Consider the following 18,959-nt stretch of genomic DNA (forward strand, 5'->3'; position numbering starts at 1 on the left):
TTTATAGGACGGATTTACTTCGCGTCGCTCGCAATGACCTGTTGGTGTGCTACTGCTTTGCCCCGCACTCGGCGCAGAACCGCTGCTCGGCTTTGACGGCAGCCCCACAGTCACCGCAGAACTTGGCTTTGGTAGCGGCCGCCGCGTTGGTGGTGCCGCACTCGGGGCAGAACTTCTGGCCGGGGGCGAGCTTGGCGCTGCACTTGGGGCACTGGGTGAGCGAGGCGCGGCCCAGGAAATCCAGATCCTTGGTATAGTCCTGCTCCCGTGTTTTGGTGTGAATCTGCTCCCGGGCCGCTTGCCGCTGCTGGGCGGTTAGTTCCTCGTGCTCGTCGGGGGCACAATCTTCGCAGAGGCCAGCCGAGTGGTTCCAGCACACATCGGGGCACACCCAGTGGCCGCAGCGGGTGCACTGCTTGAAGTACGTTTTTCCTTCCTGCACGGCGGTGTCCAGGGCGTCGTCGTGCGCCTTGCCACCAATGGCGCGCTGCACGTGGTAGGCCGCGTTGCCGGCATCGGAGAAGTGGCCGCCGAACAGGCTGCCAGCCGCCCGCAGCAACTCCCCGGCTATGCCCACCTTGTTGGGCAGAAACCGCGACATATGGCCATTGCGGCACTTGTCGCAGTAAAATTTAAACTGGAAGCCCTTGTCGGTGCTGAGGTCGTCGTGGTTGGCGACGAACTGAATCATGTTGCTCATAGCAGTGGGTAGAAGTAATCGGCGGGGCGAAAATACGGATTACCTTCGGCCAGTTCTATTCCTGAGCACACTAGTTTACTCTGGCTGAGTTTGCTCCTTTAAACGCTGCAGCGCATCAAATACAGCACCTTCCAGCACTAGCATATATAGCTGGCCTGCCATCTTATACTGAACATTATTACTGTGCCGCAAAAGCTGCTGCCTTCCCACAACGCTATGGAGGATATTACCTTCAGCGTCTAGCAACTCTAGCTGGACACTCGCCATCAGGCTGATGCTCTCCGCTGCCGGAGCGTTAGTCACCATTCTATTTGAGACGGCAAAAAACTGATAGCTCTCACGTATCCGGCAGCGTACTGTAACTGCGGGCACTGAGTCGTTGCCTTGAAAGCCATTGCGCAACAGCGTTTGAATACGCGCCTGTTGCTGTGGTATCAGCGTAGGGCATACTCTATGCCTGTTGGCCGGATACCGATACTAAAGGAAGTTTCAGCGGTTGATCCGATGCTAAAACGCGGGAATCCTCCACTATTATCTCGGTTGCCTGATACCAATGAATTCCCGCTGGCGTTTCTACAACCAGTTCCTGTTCCATCGTGGGTATACTGTTGAGGGAAGCACGTTGGGCCACGACGGGGAAACCTATTAGAACTAGGCAGCAAACACTCAGATAGCGAAAGCAGGGTTTAAGTAAGCTCATCAGGATAACTTCTCAGCGTATTGTTTAGGGATGAATAATATAGGGTGCAAGTTGGCGCATGACTAGTAACATCTGAGCAGCCTTAATAAAAATTAGGGGCTTAGATTAAACCCGCACCCACCCAGCACCTCTAATCCCGCGCACTCCCTCCGCCTCTACCCTACCTTCGCCTGCTTGGAAGACCAGGAAATTCTCAGCAAGTTTCGTGACCCGGCCTCCCGCAACGTGGCCTTCAACCAGCTGGTGCGCAAGTACCAAAGCAAGGTGTACTGGCACGTGCGCAAGATGGTGGTCGACCACGACGATGCCGACGACCTGGTGCAGGATACCTTTGTGAAGGTGTGGAACCACCTGGAAAGCTTCCGCCAGGATGCCTCGCTCTACACCTGGATTTACCGCATTGCCACCAACGAGTGCCTGAGTTTTCTGCAAAGCAAGCGGCGGCGGTTCTTCCTGCCCCTTAACGACGTAGGCGCCGAGCTGGCGCAAAAGCTGGAAGCCGACGAGCAGCTGGCCGGCGACGAAGTAGAGCTGAAGCTGCAGAAAGCCATCCTGCGCCTGCCCGACAAGCAGCGCCTGGTGTTCAACCTGCGCTACTACGACGAAATGCCCTACGAGCAGATGGCCGAAGTCACGGGCACGTCCGTAGGCGCGCTGAAGGCCTCTTACCACCATGCCGTCAAAAAGGTAGAGCAGTACGTTACTGAACATTCCCTTAACAATTAAACCCGACGCCCCCGGCCGCCTCTAACCGCCTATGAATACTCCTTTCCGTCTGGATGAACACCGGCGCCGGCCGCACCCGCCGCTGGCCGCGCCCCCGGACCGCTATTTTGAGCAGCTGCCCGCCCGCGTGATGCAGCGCGTGCAGCCCAGCGCCGCACCGGCCTGGGGCTGGCTCACGGCGTTGTCGGCGCCGCTGCGCACGGCGCTGGCCTCGACGCTAGTATTGGGGGGCTTTGCGGCCTCGTTTTTCCTGAGCCCGACGCCGGATGTGGCGGCAATTTCGCTGGCTCAGGTCCCGCAGGATGAGCTGGTGCAGTACCTGCTGGCGTCCGACCAGCGCGTGACCCTGGCCGACCTGGCGGAGCTGCCCGACGCCGTTGCCCTCGGCAACGACCCGTATCCGCAGCCTACGCCCGATGAGCTGCAACGCGAGTTGGACGCGCTGCCCGCCGACGAAGTGTACTTCTAACCTGCCTTTTGCCTTCCGTTGCCATGAAATCCTTTCCGCACTATCTCACCCTGGCTTTGCTGCTGTTGCTGCTTCCTTTGGCCTCGCAGGCCCAGGGCGGCCGCCGGGGAGAACGGCTCAACCAGCTTGAAAGCGCCAAAATTGCTTTCCTAACTGATAAGCTGGCCCTCACCCCGGAGCAGGCCCAGCGCTTCTGGCCGGTCTACAACGAGTACAGCGACAAGCGCCGCGACCTGAACCGCCGCCTGCGCCAGCTCCGCACCGACAACCCCGAAAGTCTCACCGACCAGCAGCTGCGCGACAACCTGCGCCAGGCCCTGGCCCTACGCCAGCAGGAAGTAGATCTGGAAAAAGACTACTTCGAGCGGTTCCAGAAAGTCATCAGCATCCGTCAGACGGCCAGCCTGTTTGTAGCTGAGCGCCAGTTTACCAAGCAGGTGCTGCAGCGCGTAGCCGACCGGCGCAGCAGCCGCGTGGGCGGCGAATAAGGAAGAATAACCGGGGAAAAGAGCCAAGTGACGTATTATGCGCCGCTTCGCTCATTCTCTGCTGGTGTACCTTTGCGGGCTGACGCTGTTACTAACTTATGCTTACGCCCCGCCAGCTGTTCCTGCGCCACCAGGCCCAAACCTCCGACTTCCCATTGCTGCTTGAAATTGAGCGGGCCGAAGGCGTGTACATGTACGGGCCCGATGGACGCCGCTACCTCGATTTGATTTCGGGTATTGGCGTCAGCAACGTGGGGCACCGGCATCCGCGCGTTATCGAAGCCATTCAGCGGCAGCTCGATAAGTACCTGCACCTGATGGTGTACGGGGAGCTGGTGCAGGCCCCACCGGCCGAACTGGCCCACGCCCTGCACCAAACCCTCCCGCCCCGCCTCGACTCCGTGTACTTCACCAATTCCGGCACCGAGGCCGTGGAAGGTGCCCTCAAGCTGGCCAAGCGCCACACCGGCCGCACCGGGCTGGTGAGCTGCCACCGCGCCTACCACGGGTCCACCCAGGGCGCGCTTTCCGTCACGGGCTCCGAGGATTTCAAGCGCAGCTACCGCCCCCTGCTGCCCGACGTGCAGCACATCGAGTTCAACTACCTAGATGATCTGCGACTGATTACTGAGCACACCGCCGCCGTGATTGTGGAAACGGTGCAGGGCGAAGCGGGCGTGCGGGTACCGGAAACCGGCTACCTAGCGGCGCTACGGCAGCGCTGCACAGAGGTAGGCGCCCTGCTGATTCTGGACGAAATTCAGTGCGGATTCGGGCGCACAGGCACCTTCTGGGCTTTCGAGCAGTTCGGCATCGAGCCCGACATGCTGCTCACGGCCAAAGGCATGGGCGGCGGCATGCCCATCGGGGCGTTTATCGCGCCTCAGGAAATTATGGCAGGCTTTAAGTCGGACCCGATTCTGGGGCACCTGACTACGTTTGGCGGGCACCCGGTATCCTGCGCGGCGGCGCTGGCTACGCTGCGAGTTATTCAGGAAGAAAAGCTGCTGGCAGGCGTAACGGAAAAAGCCGCTCGGTTTCGGCGGCTTTTGCGGCACCCGGCCATTCGGGCGGTGCGCGGGTGCGGGCTGCTGATGGCCGTGGAGTTCGAGTCTTTCGCGGTGCTGAAGCCCATCATCGACCGGGCACTAACCCACGAAGGCATCCTCACCGACTGGTTCCTGTTCTGCGACAATTCCCTGCGCCTTGCCCCGCCCCTCACCATCACCCACGAGGAAATAGACGAGGCCTGCACCGCGCTGCTGCGCGCCGTAGCATTTGTCACGGACCGGGTGTAGCGGGTGGCTTAGTGAGGGCCCAGGCCTTCGTTGTAGTTCAGAAAGCTCTGCGACTCTTCCTTAATTTTTTCGCGGGGCAGGCCATCCTTCACGCCCAGGGAGATTTTGCGCACCAGCACGCCCACAATGGCTTTGCGGAAGCCCAGCTTCTCGGCCATATCAATGCAGAAGTCCATTTCGTTGTCGTCTACCACGCCGTCGGCCAGCATCATGTCCACCAGGTCAAAGATCTGGTCGAACCGCTCGGAGTCGTTATCGGGCACGAGCATTGTGCGGTCGTGGGCGCTGGCTACGAGGGTGCGCACGTCGTCGGCGCGCACACCGTTCTTCTTGCCCACTGCTACAATGAAATTCATTTCGCGCTCGTCGATGTGACCATCGGCTTTAGCCAGCGCGGCCAGGTTAGCCAGGTGGCTTTTGACTTTTTTCGTCTGTTCGCTTTCGAAAAAACCAAACATAGCAGTGGGAGTGCTTAAAACGGTGAAAATGAGAAAGAGAAAATGGCAGCGCGTGCCCTAGGACGGAAGGTGGAATATAGTAGTTCGGCCTTAAGGTAGCAATACGGAATTGCCGAAAAAACAGCCAACTCCACAATTTACAAGTTGATTTTAACGTACTTCGCAACATTTGCGTGGGCTGCCGTGGCCGCCTGCATAGTACTTGGAACCAGACTTACATGAAACGAATAGGAGTTTTTACCAGCGGCGGCGACTCGCCGGGCATGAACGCCTGCATCCGCGCCGTGGTTCGCACGGCCGTGTATCACGGAATTGAAGTGTACGGCATCATGCGCGGCTACAGCGGCATGATCAAGGGCGAGTTTGTGCGCCTCGACTCGGCCTCCGTATCCAACACCATCCAGAAGGGCGGCACCATCCTGAAATCGGCCCGCTCGCAGAAGTTCCAAACCAAGGAAGGCCGCCAGCAGGCGTTCGATCAGCTCGTGAACAACGGTATCGAAGGCCTGGTGGCCATTGGCGGCAACGGTACCTTCACCGGCGCTACCCTGTTTGAGGAAGAGTTCGGCATCCCAACGGTAGGTGCCCCCGGCACCATCGACAACGACCTGTACGGCACCGACTATACCATTGGCTACGATACGGCGGTGAACACGGCCCTGGAGGCCATCGACAAAATCCGCGACACGGCCGACTCGCACGACCGGTGCTTTTTCGTGGAAGTAATGGGCCGCGACTCCGGCTACATTGCCATTCCGTGCGCTATTGGCGGCGGGGCTGAAATCGTGATGGTGCCCGAAACCAAGCTTTCTACGGAGGCCGTCATCGACAGCCTGCGTTCCAGCTGGGACCGGTCCAAAACGTCGTTTATCGTTATCGTGGCCGAGGGCGACGAGGAAGGCAACGCCCACGCTGTGGCCAAGCAGGTAAAGGAGGCTATTCCGCAGCTTGATACCCGCGTTACCATCATCGGGCACATTCAGCGCGGGGGCGCCCCTTCCGCTGCCGACCGGATGCTGGCCTCGCAGATCGGCATTGCGGCCGTGGAAGGCCTCATGAACGGTATGCGCAACGTAATGGCCGGCATCGTAGACCGCAAGCTGGTGTACACGCCCTTCAAAGACACTATCTATAAGAAGAAGCTCATCAACCAGAGCTTTATGCGCATGGTGGACATCCTGAGCGTGTAGCAGTGGTGAGATGATGGAGTGGTGAGTTGATGTTCTGACGGCGCAAGTGCTGCAACTTAGAACATCAACTCACCAGTTCACCTCCGTCGGATGCAGCCATTGATATTGTGGGTCGCGGCGAAGCCAGGTGAGCTGCCGCTTGGCGTAACGACGGGAGTTGCGCTTGAGCAGGCGCACGGCTTCGGCGTAATCATACTGGCCCTCGAAGTAGCCGAACAGCTCCTGGTAGCCCACGGTCTGCAGGGCGTTGTGGTGGCGGTACGGGTACAGAGCGCGGGCCTCGGCTTCCAGGCCTTGGACCAGCATCAGATCCATACGCTGGTCGATGCGTCGGTAGAGCTCCTCCCGCTCCCGGTTGAGGGCAATTTTTACTATCCGAAACGGCCGCGGCTCTGCCGAACTGGTGCCGTGAAACGAGCTGAACGGCTGCCCCGTTCCCCGGCAGATTTCCAAGGCCCGTAGCACGCGCTGGTGGTTTTGCTGGTCGATGCGGGCGTGCGTAACGGGGTCGAGTCGGGCCAGCTCGGCTACCAGCGGGGCAAGGCCTTGGGTGGCTAATTCTTCGTGCAGCTGTGCCCGCACCTCAGACGCCACGGCCGGCAGCACATCAAACCCTTCCGTGACGGCCTGCAGATACAAGCCCGAGCCACCCGTCAGAATCACCACGGGATGGCGCGTGAATAAGTCGGCCAGCAAGGCCAGGGCGTCCTGCTCGAACCGGCCGGCATTGTACTCCTCCGTAATGCTGTGAGAGTTGATGAAGTGATGCGGGATGCCCTGCATTTCCTCGGGCGTAGGCTTAGCCGTGCCGATGGTCAGCTCCCGGAAAAACTGCCGTGAGTCGGCCGACACAATTTCGGTACGCAGCTCCTGCGCCAGACGTACGCACAGGTCGGTTTTGCCCACGGCGGTAGGCCCAGTGATGACCAGCAATGTCGGCTTGGCGGAGGAAATCAGGGAATGCAGCTGCACAGGTTATCGGAAAACGATTCAGGAAATAAAAGCGGCTGCCGACTGCTTCGCAGGCGCGCTCAACGGCACCAATGCGGCGTACAGCTCCAGCAGCCGGGCTTCTTCGTGCTGCCAGCTCAGCTCCCGGCGGGCCTGGCGGCAGTTACGAGCCAGGGTCTGGTAGTGGGCCGCGTCGCCACCGGGCAGCAGGCGGTTGAGGGCCGCCGCCAGCGTGTCCGGCGCCAGGTCAGGTATCAGGTCGGCCACGTCGTACTGCTCGTTGAGGGCGCGGTACTCGGGGAAGTCCACCACCACCTGGGGTACGCCGGCGTGCAGGTAATCGAAGAACTTGTTGGCCAGGGAATAGTAGTAGCTCAGCCCCAGGTTTTCGAGCAGCATCACGCCCACCGTGGCCTGCCGGGTAAGCCTGCGCAGCTCGGCCGGCAGCACGTACCCACGAAACGCCACCTGCCCGCTGGCCAGAAGCCCCAGCCGCTCCGCCCGCGCCCGCAGCTCCTGCGACAGGTCGCCCTCCCCACAGAGCACCAGCCGGCCACGAACCTGCGGCATAGCTTCCAGCAGGGCTTCCAGTCCTCGACCCTCATTTAAGGCTCCCTGGTATAGAATAAACGGGTTTCCATGGGCAGAAACAGGGGCATGCTCAGCCACTTCAACGAGGCGACTGATATTGCGGATGACCTCGAAAGGACGGTTGTAGCGCTGCTCAAACAGCCGGGCCAGCGCGGGCCCCACCGTATACGCCAGCCGCGCCCGGGGCACGATAAATGCCTCTACGCGGCGCCATACCCATTGCACAGCCGGGCGGCGCACCACTTCCGGCAGCTCCGTAAACAGCTCGTGAGCATCGTACACGAACGGCTGCCCGCTTAGCCGCGCCCGCAGCCACACGGGAAGAGCCGTATCCAGGTCGATGGCGCACCAGGCGGCGGCCCGCTGCGTGAGCAGGTAGGCCAGCAGCCGCAGCGTAAACTCCAGGTAAAACAGCTTGCCTTTGTGAAACCAGCAGCGCAGCCGGTACTGGGCGTAGGGCTGCGGCGTGAGGGGCAACGACTGCGGCAGCTTCCGCCCTACCAGCAGCACCTCGTACCCGCGCTGCGCCAAAGAGCCGCAGATGCGCTGCATGCGCTGGTCGTAGTTCAGGTCGGTGGTGACAGTAAAAAGCAGGCGGGGCATGGCAAAGCAAAGCCCGATACCGGATTATTCGGCGGCCGCACACGGCGGATTCGGGATATTTCAGCAAATTTAAGCAGTCAACCTCTCCCGTGCGGGGGCTATTTTCCGCCGGGTGCTTCTTCTGTTCGCTTCTACCCGTATGGCCACCCGTCCTACGTCTCCTGCCCTGGCTGCCTCGCCAACCGCTCAGGAGCCTCTGTATCAGGCTCTTTTCGATGGAGCGTACGACGCCATCCTGCTCTATGATGAGCAGGCCACGCTGGTCGACTGCAACCGCACGGCCCTCACGCTGCTGGGCACCACGCGTCCCGTGCTGCTTTCCTCGGGCCTCACGGGCTTCATGGCGGACCACAACGAGGCGGCAGAAAACGAGTGGGCGTCGCCCGAGCAGTTGCGGCTGGCTATTCTCGCCGCGGCTCAGACCGGCCAGCAGGCTGCCCGAAGCTGGCGCGGCCACCGCGCCGACCACACTTCGCTCACAGCCCGCGCCACCCTGCACCGTATTGAGCTGCCTACCGGCCCGCGGGTTCAGCTCACGCTTCGCCGTGAGGAAGCGGAAGCACTATCGGCCTCACCAACACAGCCCGCCGAGCTCCTGGAGCAGGGCCGCGCCCAGCTTCGCGACCTGCTGAGTCGCTCGGGTCTGAGCTACGTGCTCTTAGACCTGGAGGCCCGCGTGGTGGACGTGAACGAGTACTTTCTGGAGTACACCGAGTACAGGCGGGAAGAAGTGCTGAACTATTGCTACTACGACCTTTTTTCTTTGCCCGGGGAGCGGACATTGCGGCGCGAGTCCTTTGATATCAGCATCCGTACGGGGCGGCTGCAGGACTACTACGAGCGGGCCATTCCCACCAAATCGGGGCAGCAGCGTATGGTGTTCTGGCACGCCGAGTTTGCCCACGATGCCACCGGCCAGGTTACCGGCATCTTTCTGGTAGGCCGCGACATGACCGACCGCCAGGTGACGGCCCGCGCCCTGAGCGACAACCGCAACCGACTCCAGGACTTCCTCGACAATGCCCACGACCTGGTGCAGAACCTGAGCGTGGACAACCGCTTCCTGTTCGTGAACAAGGCCTGGAAGGAAAAGCTGGGCTACGAAGACGAAGACCTGCCCGACCTCACGCTGGCCGACGTGGTGCACCCCTACTACAAGGCCAAGCTGATGTACCAGCTGCGTAACCTGTACAAGGGCGAGAAAGTGAACAAGCTGGAAACCGTGTTTCTCACCAAAACCGGCAAGCCCGTTCACCTCATCGGCTCCATTTCCTGCTCCTGGCAGGGCGACGAGCCGGTGGCTACCCGCGCCATTCTGCACGACATCACGGAGCGCATCAAGGCCGAGCGGCTCCAGAAGGTGTACTACAGCATTGCCAACCTGGCCATCAGCGCCAAGGACCTGAACTCGCTTTACGGAGCCATCCACCGGGAGCTGAGCAAGATCATCGAAACCAACAACTTCTACATATCCCTCTGCGACGACAACCGCACCCAGCTGCAGTTTGCCTACTTCGTGGATCAGTTCACGCAGGGCGAGAAAACGCTGGTGTCGCGGCCGTTTTCCTCGGGCATTTCCGAGTACATCATTCGCACGGGGCGGCCGCAGTATCTGCTGCGCGAAGATCTGCAGAACCTGATCAGCAGCGGCACCATCACGTCCTTTGGCTCCATGCCCGAGGTGATGCTCTGCTCCCCCCTGAGCGTGGGCGACCGGATCATCGGCGTTATTGCCGTGCAGGACTACCAGAAGGCCGACGCCTACGCTTCCTCCGACATTGAGATTCTGCACTTTATTTCCAACCAGGTGGCCCTGGCCATTGAGCGCAAGCGCAATGAGGTGCAGATCAACAAGCAGAACGCCCGCCTGAACGCCATTTTTGAGAGTGGCACCCACCTGATGTGGTCGGTGGATACGCAGGCCCGCCTCACGTCCTTCAACCGCAACTACGCGGCCTACTTCCTGCGGCGCAACGGTGTGTACCCTGCCCTGAACGTGAACCTGATGCAGGCCGACGTGACGATGATGGAGCCCCCGGCCCGCACGGCCTTCATCGAAAACTACCGCAAGGCCTTCCAAGGGCAGCCGCGCCGCTTTGAGGTGCAGCTGCGCGACGCCCGCGGCCAGGAAAGTTGGCGCGAAATCTACCTCAACCCTATTTACCTGGACGACGGCACGTTCGAGGAAATATCGGGCATCGCCCACGACATCACCGACAAGAAAAGCTCCCAGCTGGAGCTGGCTGCCCAGGAGGAGAAGTTCCGCGCCATTTTTGAGTCGTTCCAGGATGTATACTACCGCACCGACGGGCAGGGCATACTCACGCTGCTGAGCCCCTCGGTGTACGATATGCTGGGCTACCGGCCCGAGGAAGTAGTGGGCACGCCCATCATCGACTACTACCAGAACCCCGAGGACCGCGACGCGCTGCTCAGGGCTATTCTGGAGCTGGATGAGGTGCGCAACTACGAAATTGACATGCGCCACAAGGCGGGCCATGCCGTGAGCGTACTCATCAACGCCCGGCGCGTGAAGGATGGCCCGGCCGGCACCGAGGGCATTGCGCGCGACATCACGGAGCTCAAGCAGATGCAGGACGATCTGCGCCGCGCCAAGGACGAGGCCGAAACCTCCCTGCACGCCAAAACGCAGTTCCTGGCCAACATGAGCCATGAGTTGCGCACGCCCATGAACGGCATCATCGGCATGATTGACCTGCTGCACCAAACGGTGTCGTCGCCGGAGCAGGAGGACTACGTGGACACCCTACGCAAGTCCTCCGACGCGCTGCTGGCCATTCTGAACGACATTCTGGACCTCTCGAAGATTCAGGCGGGCAAGCTGGTGCTCAACCCCACCGGCATCGACCTGTACTATACCCTCGACAAGATTCATTCGCTGTTTGCCAACCGCGCCCAGCAGAAGGACCTGCTCTTCACCTACCACGTCAGCCAGGAAACGCCGCGCTTTATTCGCACCGACGAAACGCGCCTGCTCCAGATGTTGAGCAACCTCACCTCCAACGCCATCAAGTTCACGCCCGAGGGCGGCGTGCACATTGCCGTCACCTCGGCCCAACTGGCCGAGGAGGAGTACACCCTGCGCTTCGAGGTGCAGGACTCCGGCATCGGCATCACGGAGGAAAACGCCAAGCTGCTGTTCACCAACTTCACCCAGCTCGACAACGGCGCCACCAAGGCGTTTGGGGGCACGGGGCTGGGGCTGGCCATCAGCAAGCAGTTGGCCGAGATGCTGGGCGGGCAGATTGGGGTGGAGTCGCGCCTGGGCAAGGGCAGCACGTTTTGGTTTGAGATTCGCTGTCAGGTGGCCCACAACGAGGAGGAGATTGTGCAGCAGCGCCTCTCCTCCCGCGACCGGAGCCAGCTGGAGATTGAGCGGTTTGCCACCGTGCCCCAAGTGCTGCTCGTCGATGACAACCCCATCAACCAGAAAGTGGCCGAACGCCTGCTCGAAAAGCTGGGCTGCCGCATCGATGTGGCCGGCGACGGGTTCGAGGCCATCAGCCGGGCAACCAGCGGCACACGCTACGATTTGATTTTCATGGACATCCAGATGCCGGAAATGGACGGCGTGACGGCCATGCGCGAAATCCGGCGCCGCCTAGGCGCGGAGTGCCCGCCGGTGGTAGCCATGACGGCGTACTCCATGAAGGAAGACGCGGAGCGCTTCGTGCAGGAAGGCATGGACGACTACGTGTCGAAGCCGGTGAAGTCGCAGGACTTGTACACGGTACTGGCTCGGTGGCGGCCGGCCAGCGAAACGCCCACCCGTCCGCTGCACGTGGTGCCTGCCGACATGCCGGGTCCCGAGTTGCCCGGGGCCGTAGCCGCCGCCGCCGCCCTGGATGTGGACGTGCTGCACCAGCTGCAGGAGCTCGGCGGGGCCGAATTTGCCGCCCAGCTCTACGCCGACTTCGAGCAGGAAGCCGGGCAACTGCTCGATGAAACCGCCGCCCTGCTGCAGGAAGACCATTTTTCGCAGATTCTGCCCCACGTCCATCAGCTCAAGGGCACTGGCTTCACGCTTGGCCTGAACCAATTAGGCGAAATGGCCAAGAAGATGGAGCACGACGTGCGGCAGGGCCATATGGCCCAGGTAAAATCGGACTTTGCACTACTACAAGAATTTTTCCGCCATTTTGCGGAAACCTACGTTACCCTGACCGGGGTAAACTAACCGGTACGTTTACTTAAGCCATTCTCCCTCTCCACTCCCCATCCCCTTTATTCCTCTCTTTCTCATGGCCGACGCTAAGACGATTCTGATTGCCGAAGACAGCTCCGTGATTCTGAATCTGACCAAGAAAATCCTGGAGCTTCAGAAATATAAAATCGTGTCCGCCAAAAACGGGGGCGAAGTAATGAAGCAGGTGGAAGCCCAGCCCATCGACTGCGTGCTGATGGACATCAACATTCCCGTGAAGGACGGCATGGAGTGCACCCGCGAAATCCGCCGCCACACCGACCCGCGCATTGCCGCCATTCCGGTTATTGCCATTACCGGCAACGCCAACAACTACTCCATGGAGCAGTTCCGCGAGGCCGGCGTAACGGACTACCTGCCCAAGCCCCTCGATTTCGACGCCCTCGTGCGCGTGGTGAAGCAGTACGTAGGATAGGAATTATGAATTATGAATGCTGAATTATGAATTGGCAGTAAACGTCCTACCTGCTCTTTTATCATGATTCATAATTCATAATTCAGCATTCATAATTCAAACGCAGTGCAGATAACTTTCCTTGGAACGGGCACGTCGCAGGGCGTGCCCGTGATTGGGTGCCAGTGCGCCGTGTGCCGCTCCCTCGACTACCGCGACAAGCGGCTGCGGGTATCGGTGCACCTGCAGGTGCAGGGCAAAAACATTATCATCGACTCGGGCCCCGATTTCCGGCAGCAGGCCCTGCGCGCCTACATCCAGCACCTTGACGCGCTGGTGTTCACCCACGAGCACAAAGACCACACCGGCGGCCTCGACGACATCCGGGCCTACAACTTCCGGCAGCAGCGGGACATGCCCGTGTACGCCGAGCCCCGGGTGCTGGAGCAGCTGAAACAAGAGTATGCCTACATCTTTGCCGAGCACCGCTACCCCGGCATCCCGCAGGTGCAGCTGCAACCCATCCTGAGCGACACGGAGACTTTTCTGGTGGAAGGCGTGCCGTTCGAGCCTATTCGGGCCCTGCACTACAAGCTGCCGGTGCTGGGTTTTCGCGTTGGCAATTTCACCTACGTCACGGATGCCAACCACCTTTCTCCGGCGGCCCTGGAGCAGATGCGCGGCTCGGAGGTGATTGTGCTGAACGCCCTGCGCCACGAAAAGCACATTTCGCACTTCACCCTGCAGGAAGCCGTGGACATTCTCACAGACCTGGCTCCCACGCGGGCCTACCTTACCCACATCAGCCACCAGCTGGGCCGCCACCGTGAAGTCGAAGCTACTCTGCCGCCGTTTATCCGGCTGGCGTACGACGGGCTGCGGGTGGAGTTGAAGTAAGCCAGTCTGGTATATTTATTCGCTAAGCGCGCTGGCAAAACCAAGCCGGTTAGCCAAGTCTCCAATAATTTCACCGGCGTTCTGCTTGCTGTGCCCATATCAAAAATCCTGTTGCGTAATGGTACAATTGGCGGTATTCTGCTCATATGTACTCGGCTCTTCGATACAGTACTCTATTATTTGAACGGCTACCTGCTATTGCTTGTGTTAGTTTGTATACTAATACGAACGATAATATCAGTTCGGCAAATCAGGCCGGACCTCAGCTTATACTCGATAATAGGCATCTGCTGGGGTGTATCTTTCATGGCACTTGGCCTTCAGACGGTATTTATAAGCATGACTGGCCAGTATTTCAATCAATCATGGGCTGGCTGGATAATTCTACTGTCAACTGCGCTTGTATTGAGCCTGCTGGTTGCTTTGGGAGTACAAGGCATAAATCTGATCTGCCGGCGGCTTACGCGTTAAGACGATTCTCTCATCTGCTTTACCGTGGCTTTCAATAGCAATACAGTGCTATAGTTCGTCTCAGCCATTGTATTCTCCGTTTGACTGAACTGTAAGCCCCCTCCCCATGCACATCAACTACTACTTCCTGCGACAGCTGGCGCCGACGCTTACCCGGCAGCTGGCAGGCTTCACCGTAGCCACGTGCTTTTCGCAGGACAAGGATGAGCTGGTGATTGGCCTGACCAACGGCACGGCGGAGTACTGGCTGAAGCTGCACCTGGCCGCGGCTGGTGCCTTGCTTGCCCTCCCCGAAACCTTCCACCGCGCCCGCCAGAACTCTGTGGATCTGCTGCCCGGTTTGCTGGGGCGGCGCCTGGACTCTGTGCAGGCCTGGCCCTATGACCGGGTGCTGCAGCTCAACTTCCGGGGTGGGGCCACGCTGCTGCTGAAGCTGTACAGCACCCGTCCCAATGCCGTTTTTCGCCCCGCGCCCGATTCCCCGGCCGAGCTGTTTCACCAGCGCTACGCCGCCGACGCGGAGCTGCTGCCCCACTCGCCGGAAAGAACCCAGCCGGAAGCTTCCGTAAGTGAGGTGCCGCAGGACAGCCCGCCGCAGAATCCGCTCAAAGCCTACCCCAGCCTTGGCGACCTGACGCCCCTGTATCTGCAGGCCCACGGCTACGAGGCTGCCCCGCTCCCCGAAAGGTGGCGGCTGGTGCGCGACGTAGTGCAGCAGCTGGAGCAGCCCGCCGCTTTCTACATCGTGCGGGTTGAGGGCCGTACGCGGCTTAGCCTGCTGCCCGTGGGCGAGGTGGAAGCCACCTTGCCCGCCGAAGACCCCGTGGCCGCCCTGCGCCGCTTTGTGCCCCTGCTGCAGGGCCGCCGCGCCTACGAAGCCGAGCTGCGCCAGGTGCGCCAGCAGCTGGAAAAGCGCGCCGAGGAAGCCAGCACCAGCGCCGGCCACGCCCGGCGCCGCCTGCACGCCCTGGAGCACGAGGCCGGCTACCGCCACACCGCCGACCTGATTATGGCCCACCTGCACCAGATTGCGCCCGGCGCCGCGGAGGTGGAAGTAGAAGATTACCTGACCGGTGAGCAGCGCACCATCAAACTCAAGCCCACCGAAACGCCCCAGCGAACCGCCCAGAACCTCTACCGCAAAGCCAAAAATCAGCAGCTGGAAACCCGCCAGCTTAGGGAGCGGGCCGAGCGCCGCGAAGCCGAAGCCTTTGTGGCCCTGGAGCGCCTGGAGGAGTTGGCGGCCCTCCCGCCCGATGAGCTGCGTACTCTACGAGCCTGGCGCAAGCAGCACGGGCTCGATGCCGCCACGGCCACCAAAGCGGCAGCCCAGGAGTTGCCTTTCAAGGTATTTGAGGACAGCGGCTTCACTATCCTCGTCGGCCGCAATGCCCAGAACAACGACCTGCTTACCCAGCGCTACGCCCACAAGGACGACCTGTGGCTGCACGCCAAGGACGTCACCGGCTCCCACGTCGTGATTCGGCAGCGGCCGGGCCATCCGGTGCCGGAGCCCGTGCAGGAGCGCGCCGCCCAGCTGGCCGCCTGGTACTCCCGTCGTAAAAACGACTCGCTCTGCCCCGTCACCATCACGCCCAAGAAGTTTGTGCGCAAGCCCAAAGGCGCGGTGGCCGGCTCAGTAGCGGTGGAGCGGGAAAAAGTGCTGCTGGTAGTGCCCGCCAACCCCTTCGAGCGGGATTAGCAGCCGAGGCATATCCAACCGGGTCTGACGCCCACTGCGGTGTAGGGGCGGGGCTAGCTCCCGCCCGCCGGCTGCGCCGCTATAACGATGCCGTTCAACGATGGGCGGGGACGAGCCCCGCCCCTACTACGTTTCTTGCCTCTCTTCTGAACGGTACTAAAACAACACGACCCGCTTTGGCCAGGCCAGAGCGGGTCGTGTATGAATTTGCGTGCGCGCGGGGAGATTCGAACTCCCACACCCGAAGGCACCACCCCCTCAAGATGGCGTGTCTACCAGTTTCACCACGTGCGCAAAAGAGAAGGCGAAATCGATAAAGAGCGAAAACCGTTGTTTTCGGCTTCGGTGAGGCGGCGAAGCGAGGGCAAAAGTAGCTACTCAGTTACACCAGTGCAAGCCGGGGCCGTATTTTTTTGCCTTACTGAGGCAGCTGGCGGCGACTTTGCTTCCTCTTGCGGCTCATTCTCAGCCATAAGCCTGTCCGTATTTTTATTTCGTATGAGGCAGATACTCCTTCATTCTGGAGCTAGGTGGCCACGGCTGCTCCCCGACCAAAGATGCTTCACAAACGTTGTTTAACACTTTCCCTCGCGCTGAAACCCATCAACCCCTAAAACCAAAATAGCCCGACCATCCGGCCGGGCTACTTCAGTTATATCGATGCGCGAAACGTGCTTACGACCGGGCCAGCGGGGTATCTACCACGTGCTCCGACACGAACCACACTTGCAGCTCGTTGGTGCGCAGCACGTTGCTTACCACCAGGTCATTGGTGCCGTCGTCGCCGGACTCATCGGCTTTTTCGGCGTATTCGTGGCAGTTCTTGAGGATGATCTGGTGGGCTTCCAGCAGGCGCGACACCTGCACGGGCGCTTCTTCCCGGTCCCTGGGTGGACGCGGGATGCTGGTCAGCTCGGCCACGTCGGCGGCCATGGCCACGGCCACGCCACCCAGGATCTGGATCCGCTCGGCAATCATATCTACCAGGGCGTCCTGCTCCTCGTAGTGCTTGTCGTAGAGCAGGTGCAGCTGGTAGAACGTGGGGCCTACCACCTGCCAGTGGTGCTTTTTGTACATGTCGCGGATGGAGCAGGTATCGGCCAGCAGCTGGTTGAGCATGTTCACGCTTTCCTGGCGGGTGGCGGCGTCGAGGCCGATAGGCAGGCGCTGCGACACGGTTCCGTACTTCTGCAGGGGCGCCGGGGCGTCGAACTGCTGGTTCAGGATGGGTTGCACGCTGGGCGCGGCAGCGCGGCCGTTGGAGGCCGTTGCAGCCGCTTTTTGCTGGGCGGCCGGCTTCTTGGGAGCAGTGGTTTTGGTTGCCATGATAGGATTCGGAGTAAGATGGGCGCCGCCTATTCAACAGGGGCGGCCGGGCTTTTCTTACGCAGCCTTCCTCCTGAGGTTGAGGAAAACCCGTTACTTTCCTTTTTCAAAGATTTCCCTGCCATGCAGCACCAGCATCCGCATCCCGAGGAGCACCTCACCAGCTCGGCCATGCTCCAGGATATTGTCATTGGTCTTTCCGACGGCCTCACGGTACCCTTTGCGCTGGCCGCCGGCCTGAGTGGGGCCGTGGATTCGTCGGCGCTGGTGATTACGGCCGGGCTGGCTGAGATTGTGGCCGGCTCCATTGCTATGGGGCTGGGCGGCTACCTGGCCGGGCGCACGGAGGTGGAGCACTACCAGGCCGAGCTAGCCCGCGAGTACCGCGAAGTAGCCGAAGTACCCCACGTGGAGCGCGCCGAAGTAGACGAGCTGCTGGCCGAAATGGGCCTCTCCCCTGCCACCCGCGCCCAGGCCGTGCAGGAGCTCACCGCCGACCCCCACCAGTGGGTGCGCTTTATGATGAAGTACGAGTTGGGGCTGGAAAAGCCCGACCCTCAACAGGCCCGCAACAGCGCCCTCACCATTGGGCTGGCCTACGCCCTGGGCGGGCTGGTACCCCTCTCGGCTTACTTCTTCACGGCCACGCCCCGGGAGGGCCTGCTGTGGTCGGCCGTCATTACCCTGGTGTGCCTGCTGGTATTTGGCTTTCTCAAAAGCCGCCTCACCGGTCAGCCGCCCGTGCTGGGCGCCCTGCGCATGGCCGGCATCGGGGCCCTGGCCGCCGGCGCCGCCTTCCTCGTCGCCCGCTGGATCGGGGGCTAGGGAATGTGTTTTGAATGTGCTGCGCTTCGCTAATGTGGTAATGTGCTAATGGGTTGGAGGCTAGAAACCTAATTCCTCTCCTTCAAAAAAGAGGGGAACTAACAGCTAGTTATAACCCCTTTCCCACCTCAGCACATTTCCCACATTAGCACATTCAACCCACATTCCCCACATTAATAACATGGCTTTCCCCTTCTTTGGCGACGATAAATCGAAAATAGCCCAGCTGCTGGCTACCCTGCCCCAAACCGGCCGCGTGGAGTGGATAGGCCTGCGCCCGGCCCGACGGGAACCCCTGCTGAGCGTGGCCGAGGCCACCGTGGAAACCGACCGCCACTTGCTGGGCGACCATGCCCGGCCCAAGCCCGGGGGCAAGCGGCAGATTACCCTCATCCAGCACGAGCACCTGGCGGCCGTGGCCGGCTACCTGGGGTTGCCCGAGCCTGTGGAGCCCGGCCGCCTGCGCCGCAACCTGGTGGTGAGCGGGCTCAACCTGCTGGCCCTCAAAAACCGCCGCATCCGGCTGGGCGAGGAAGTGGAACTCGAAATTACGGGCGAGTGCCACCCCTGCTCCCGCATGGAGGAAGAGCTGGGCCCCGGCGGCTACAACGCCATGCGCGGGCACGGAGGCCTCACGGCCCGCATTGTGCAGGGCGGCACCCTGCGCGTGGGGGATGCCGTGCGGGTGGTGGAAGCAGGTGAGTAGCTACCTACGCTACTAATCTGGCAATTTTCCTCAGCTGTGGATTACGAAAACCCTTTTGCGAGAGAAATGCATACTCGCAAAGCCGCCCTCTAGGCCCCGGCTGTTCCGCTGTTCTATCCTTCGCACCTATTGCAGGCCCCTTCCGGTTTCGGAGGGGGCCTTTTTTATGGTTTTACGGGGCGCCTGGTGTCCCAATAAGGTTTTGAGCGGCAGTTGACTAGGATAATTAATTTTTAACT

17 protein-coding genes and 1 tRNA gene are annotated in these 18,959 nt (G+C 60.9%); 11 read left to right on the plus strand and 7 right to left on the minus strand.

The window, feature by feature from the left end; genetic code table 11:
* Positions 1–49: 49 nt before the first annotated feature.
* Both I5L79_RS09545 and I5L79_RS09550 read right to left on the minus strand, forming a co-directional pair.
* Complete coding sequence (locus I5L79_RS09545; RefSeq protein ID WP_196954802.1) at positions 50–700, minus strand: zinc ribbon domain-containing protein; 651 nt, start codon at positions 698–700, stop codon at positions 50–52.
* Between the two features lie 75 nt (positions 701–775).
* Entirely contained in the window at positions 776–1,006 is a 231-nt protein-coding gene (locus I5L79_RS09550; RefSeq protein ID WP_196954803.1) for a hypothetical protein, read from the minus strand.
* Positions 1,007–1,574: 568 nt separating this feature from the next.
* Here I5L79_RS09550 and I5L79_RS09555 point away from each other — a divergent pair.
* The 4 genes from I5L79_RS09555 (at position 1,575) to I5L79_RS09570 (ending at position 4,381) form a co-directional block, all read left to right on the plus strand.
* Positions 1,575–2,126 (plus strand): RNA polymerase sigma factor, encoded by a 552-nt coding sequence (locus I5L79_RS09555; RefSeq protein WP_196954804.1) that lies wholly within the window; start codon positions 1,575–1,577, stop codon positions 2,124–2,126.
* A gap of 31 nt (positions 2,127–2,157) precedes the next feature.
* A complete protein-coding gene (locus I5L79_RS09560) occupies positions 2,158–2,595 on the plus strand; it encodes a hypothetical protein (RefSeq protein ID WP_196954805.1) in 438 nt (145 codons plus the stop codon).
* A gap of 23 nt (positions 2,596–2,618) precedes the next feature.
* Entirely contained in the window at positions 2,619–3,083 is a 465-nt protein-coding gene (locus I5L79_RS09565; RefSeq protein WP_196954806.1) for a hypothetical protein, read from the plus strand.
* A gap of 98 nt (positions 3,084–3,181) precedes the next feature.
* A complete protein-coding gene (locus I5L79_RS09570) occupies positions 3,182–4,381 on the plus strand; it encodes an aspartate aminotransferase family protein (protein ID WP_196954807.1) in 1,200 nt (399 codons plus the stop codon).
* 8 nt (positions 4,382–4,389) lie between these two features.
* Here the strand turns inward: I5L79_RS09570 and I5L79_RS09575 are convergent, their stop codons facing one another.
* Entirely contained in the window at positions 4,390–4,839 is a 450-nt protein-coding gene (locus I5L79_RS09575) for a tellurite resistance TerB family protein (protein WP_196954808.1), read from the minus strand.
* A 218-nt stretch (positions 4,840–5,057) separates the two neighbouring features.
* Here I5L79_RS09575 and pfkA point away from each other — a divergent pair, with 218 nt between their 5' ends.
* Positions 5,058–6,029 (plus strand): 6-phosphofructokinase, encoded by a 972-nt coding sequence (gene pfkA / locus I5L79_RS09580; RefSeq protein WP_196954809.1) that lies wholly within the window; start codon positions 5,058–5,060, stop codon positions 6,027–6,029.
* 69 nt (positions 6,030–6,098) lie between these two features.
* On the opposite strand, the gene miaA is transcribed toward pfkA, so the two are convergent.
* Together miaA and I5L79_RS09590 are read right to left on the minus strand one after the other, a co-directional pair.
* Entirely contained in the window at positions 6,099–7,001 is a 903-nt protein-coding gene (gene miaA / locus I5L79_RS09585; protein WP_317191372.1) for a tRNA (adenosine(37)-N6)-dimethylallyltransferase MiaA, read from the minus strand.
* A gap of 18 nt (positions 7,002–7,019) precedes the next feature.
* Positions 7,020–8,174: a glycosyltransferase gene (locus I5L79_RS09590; protein ID WP_196954810.1), complete on the minus strand. Its 1,155-nt coding sequence runs from the start codon at positions 8,172–8,174 to the stop codon at positions 7,020–7,022.
* A 139-nt stretch (positions 8,175–8,313) separates the two neighbouring features.
* Between I5L79_RS09590 and I5L79_RS09595 the strand changes: the two genes are divergently transcribed.
* From I5L79_RS09595 to I5L79_RS09610, 4 genes are all read left to right on the plus strand, one after another.
* The gene (locus tag I5L79_RS09595) at positions 8,314–12,372 is read left to right on the plus strand and encodes a PAS domain S-box protein (RefSeq protein WP_196954811.1); all 4,059 of its coding nucleotides are present in this window, start codon (positions 8,314–8,316) and stop codon (positions 12,370–12,372) included.
* A gap of 64 nt (positions 12,373–12,436) precedes the next feature.
* On the plus strand, positions 12,437–12,814 hold the full coding sequence (locus tag I5L79_RS09600; RefSeq protein WP_196954812.1) for a response regulator: 378 nt from the start codon (positions 12,437–12,439) through the stop codon (positions 12,812–12,814).
* A gap of 105 nt (positions 12,815–12,919) precedes the next feature.
* Positions 12,920–13,690 carry an MBL fold metallo-hydrolase gene (locus tag I5L79_RS09605; protein ID WP_196954813.1) on the plus strand — a complete coding sequence of 257 codons (771 nt, stop codon included), beginning with the start codon at positions 12,920–12,922 and terminating at the stop codon, positions 13,688–13,690.
* Positions 13,691–14,267: 577 nt separating this feature from the next.
* Complete coding sequence (locus tag I5L79_RS09610; RefSeq protein ID WP_196954814.1) at positions 14,268–15,863, plus strand: NFACT RNA binding domain-containing protein; 1,596 nt, start codon at positions 14,268–14,270, stop codon at positions 15,861–15,863.
* 212 nt (positions 15,864–16,075) lie between these two features.
* Here I5L79_RS09610 and I5L79_RS09615 read toward each other — a convergent pair.
* A tRNA-Leu gene (locus I5L79_RS09615) sits at positions 16,076–16,157 on the minus strand.
* Between the two features lie 381 nt (positions 16,158–16,538).
* Positions 16,539–17,189: a Dps family protein gene (locus I5L79_RS09620; protein WP_196954815.1), complete on the minus strand. Its 651-nt coding sequence runs from the start codon at positions 17,187–17,189 to the stop codon at positions 16,539–16,541.
* Positions 17,190–17,312: 123 nt separating this feature from the next.
* Between I5L79_RS09620 and I5L79_RS09625 the strand changes: the two genes are divergently transcribed.
* Together I5L79_RS09625 and I5L79_RS09630 are read left to right on the plus strand one after the other, a co-directional pair.
* Positions 17,313–18,014 (plus strand): VIT1/CCC1 transporter family protein, encoded by a 702-nt coding sequence (locus tag I5L79_RS09625; RefSeq protein WP_196954816.1) that lies wholly within the window; start codon positions 17,313–17,315, stop codon positions 18,012–18,014.
* Positions 18,015–18,195: 181 nt separating this feature from the next.
* Positions 18,196–18,720: an MOSC domain-containing protein gene (locus tag I5L79_RS09630; RefSeq protein ID WP_196954817.1), complete on the plus strand. Its 525-nt coding sequence runs from the start codon at positions 18,196–18,198 to the stop codon at positions 18,718–18,720.
* Positions 18,721–18,959: the final 239 nt, after the last annotated feature.

The sequence above is a fragment of the Hymenobacter guriensis genome (assembly GCF_015773195.1).
Classification (GTDB): Bacteria; Bacteroidota; Bacteroidia; order Cytophagales; family Hymenobacteraceae; genus Hymenobacter; species Hymenobacter guriensis.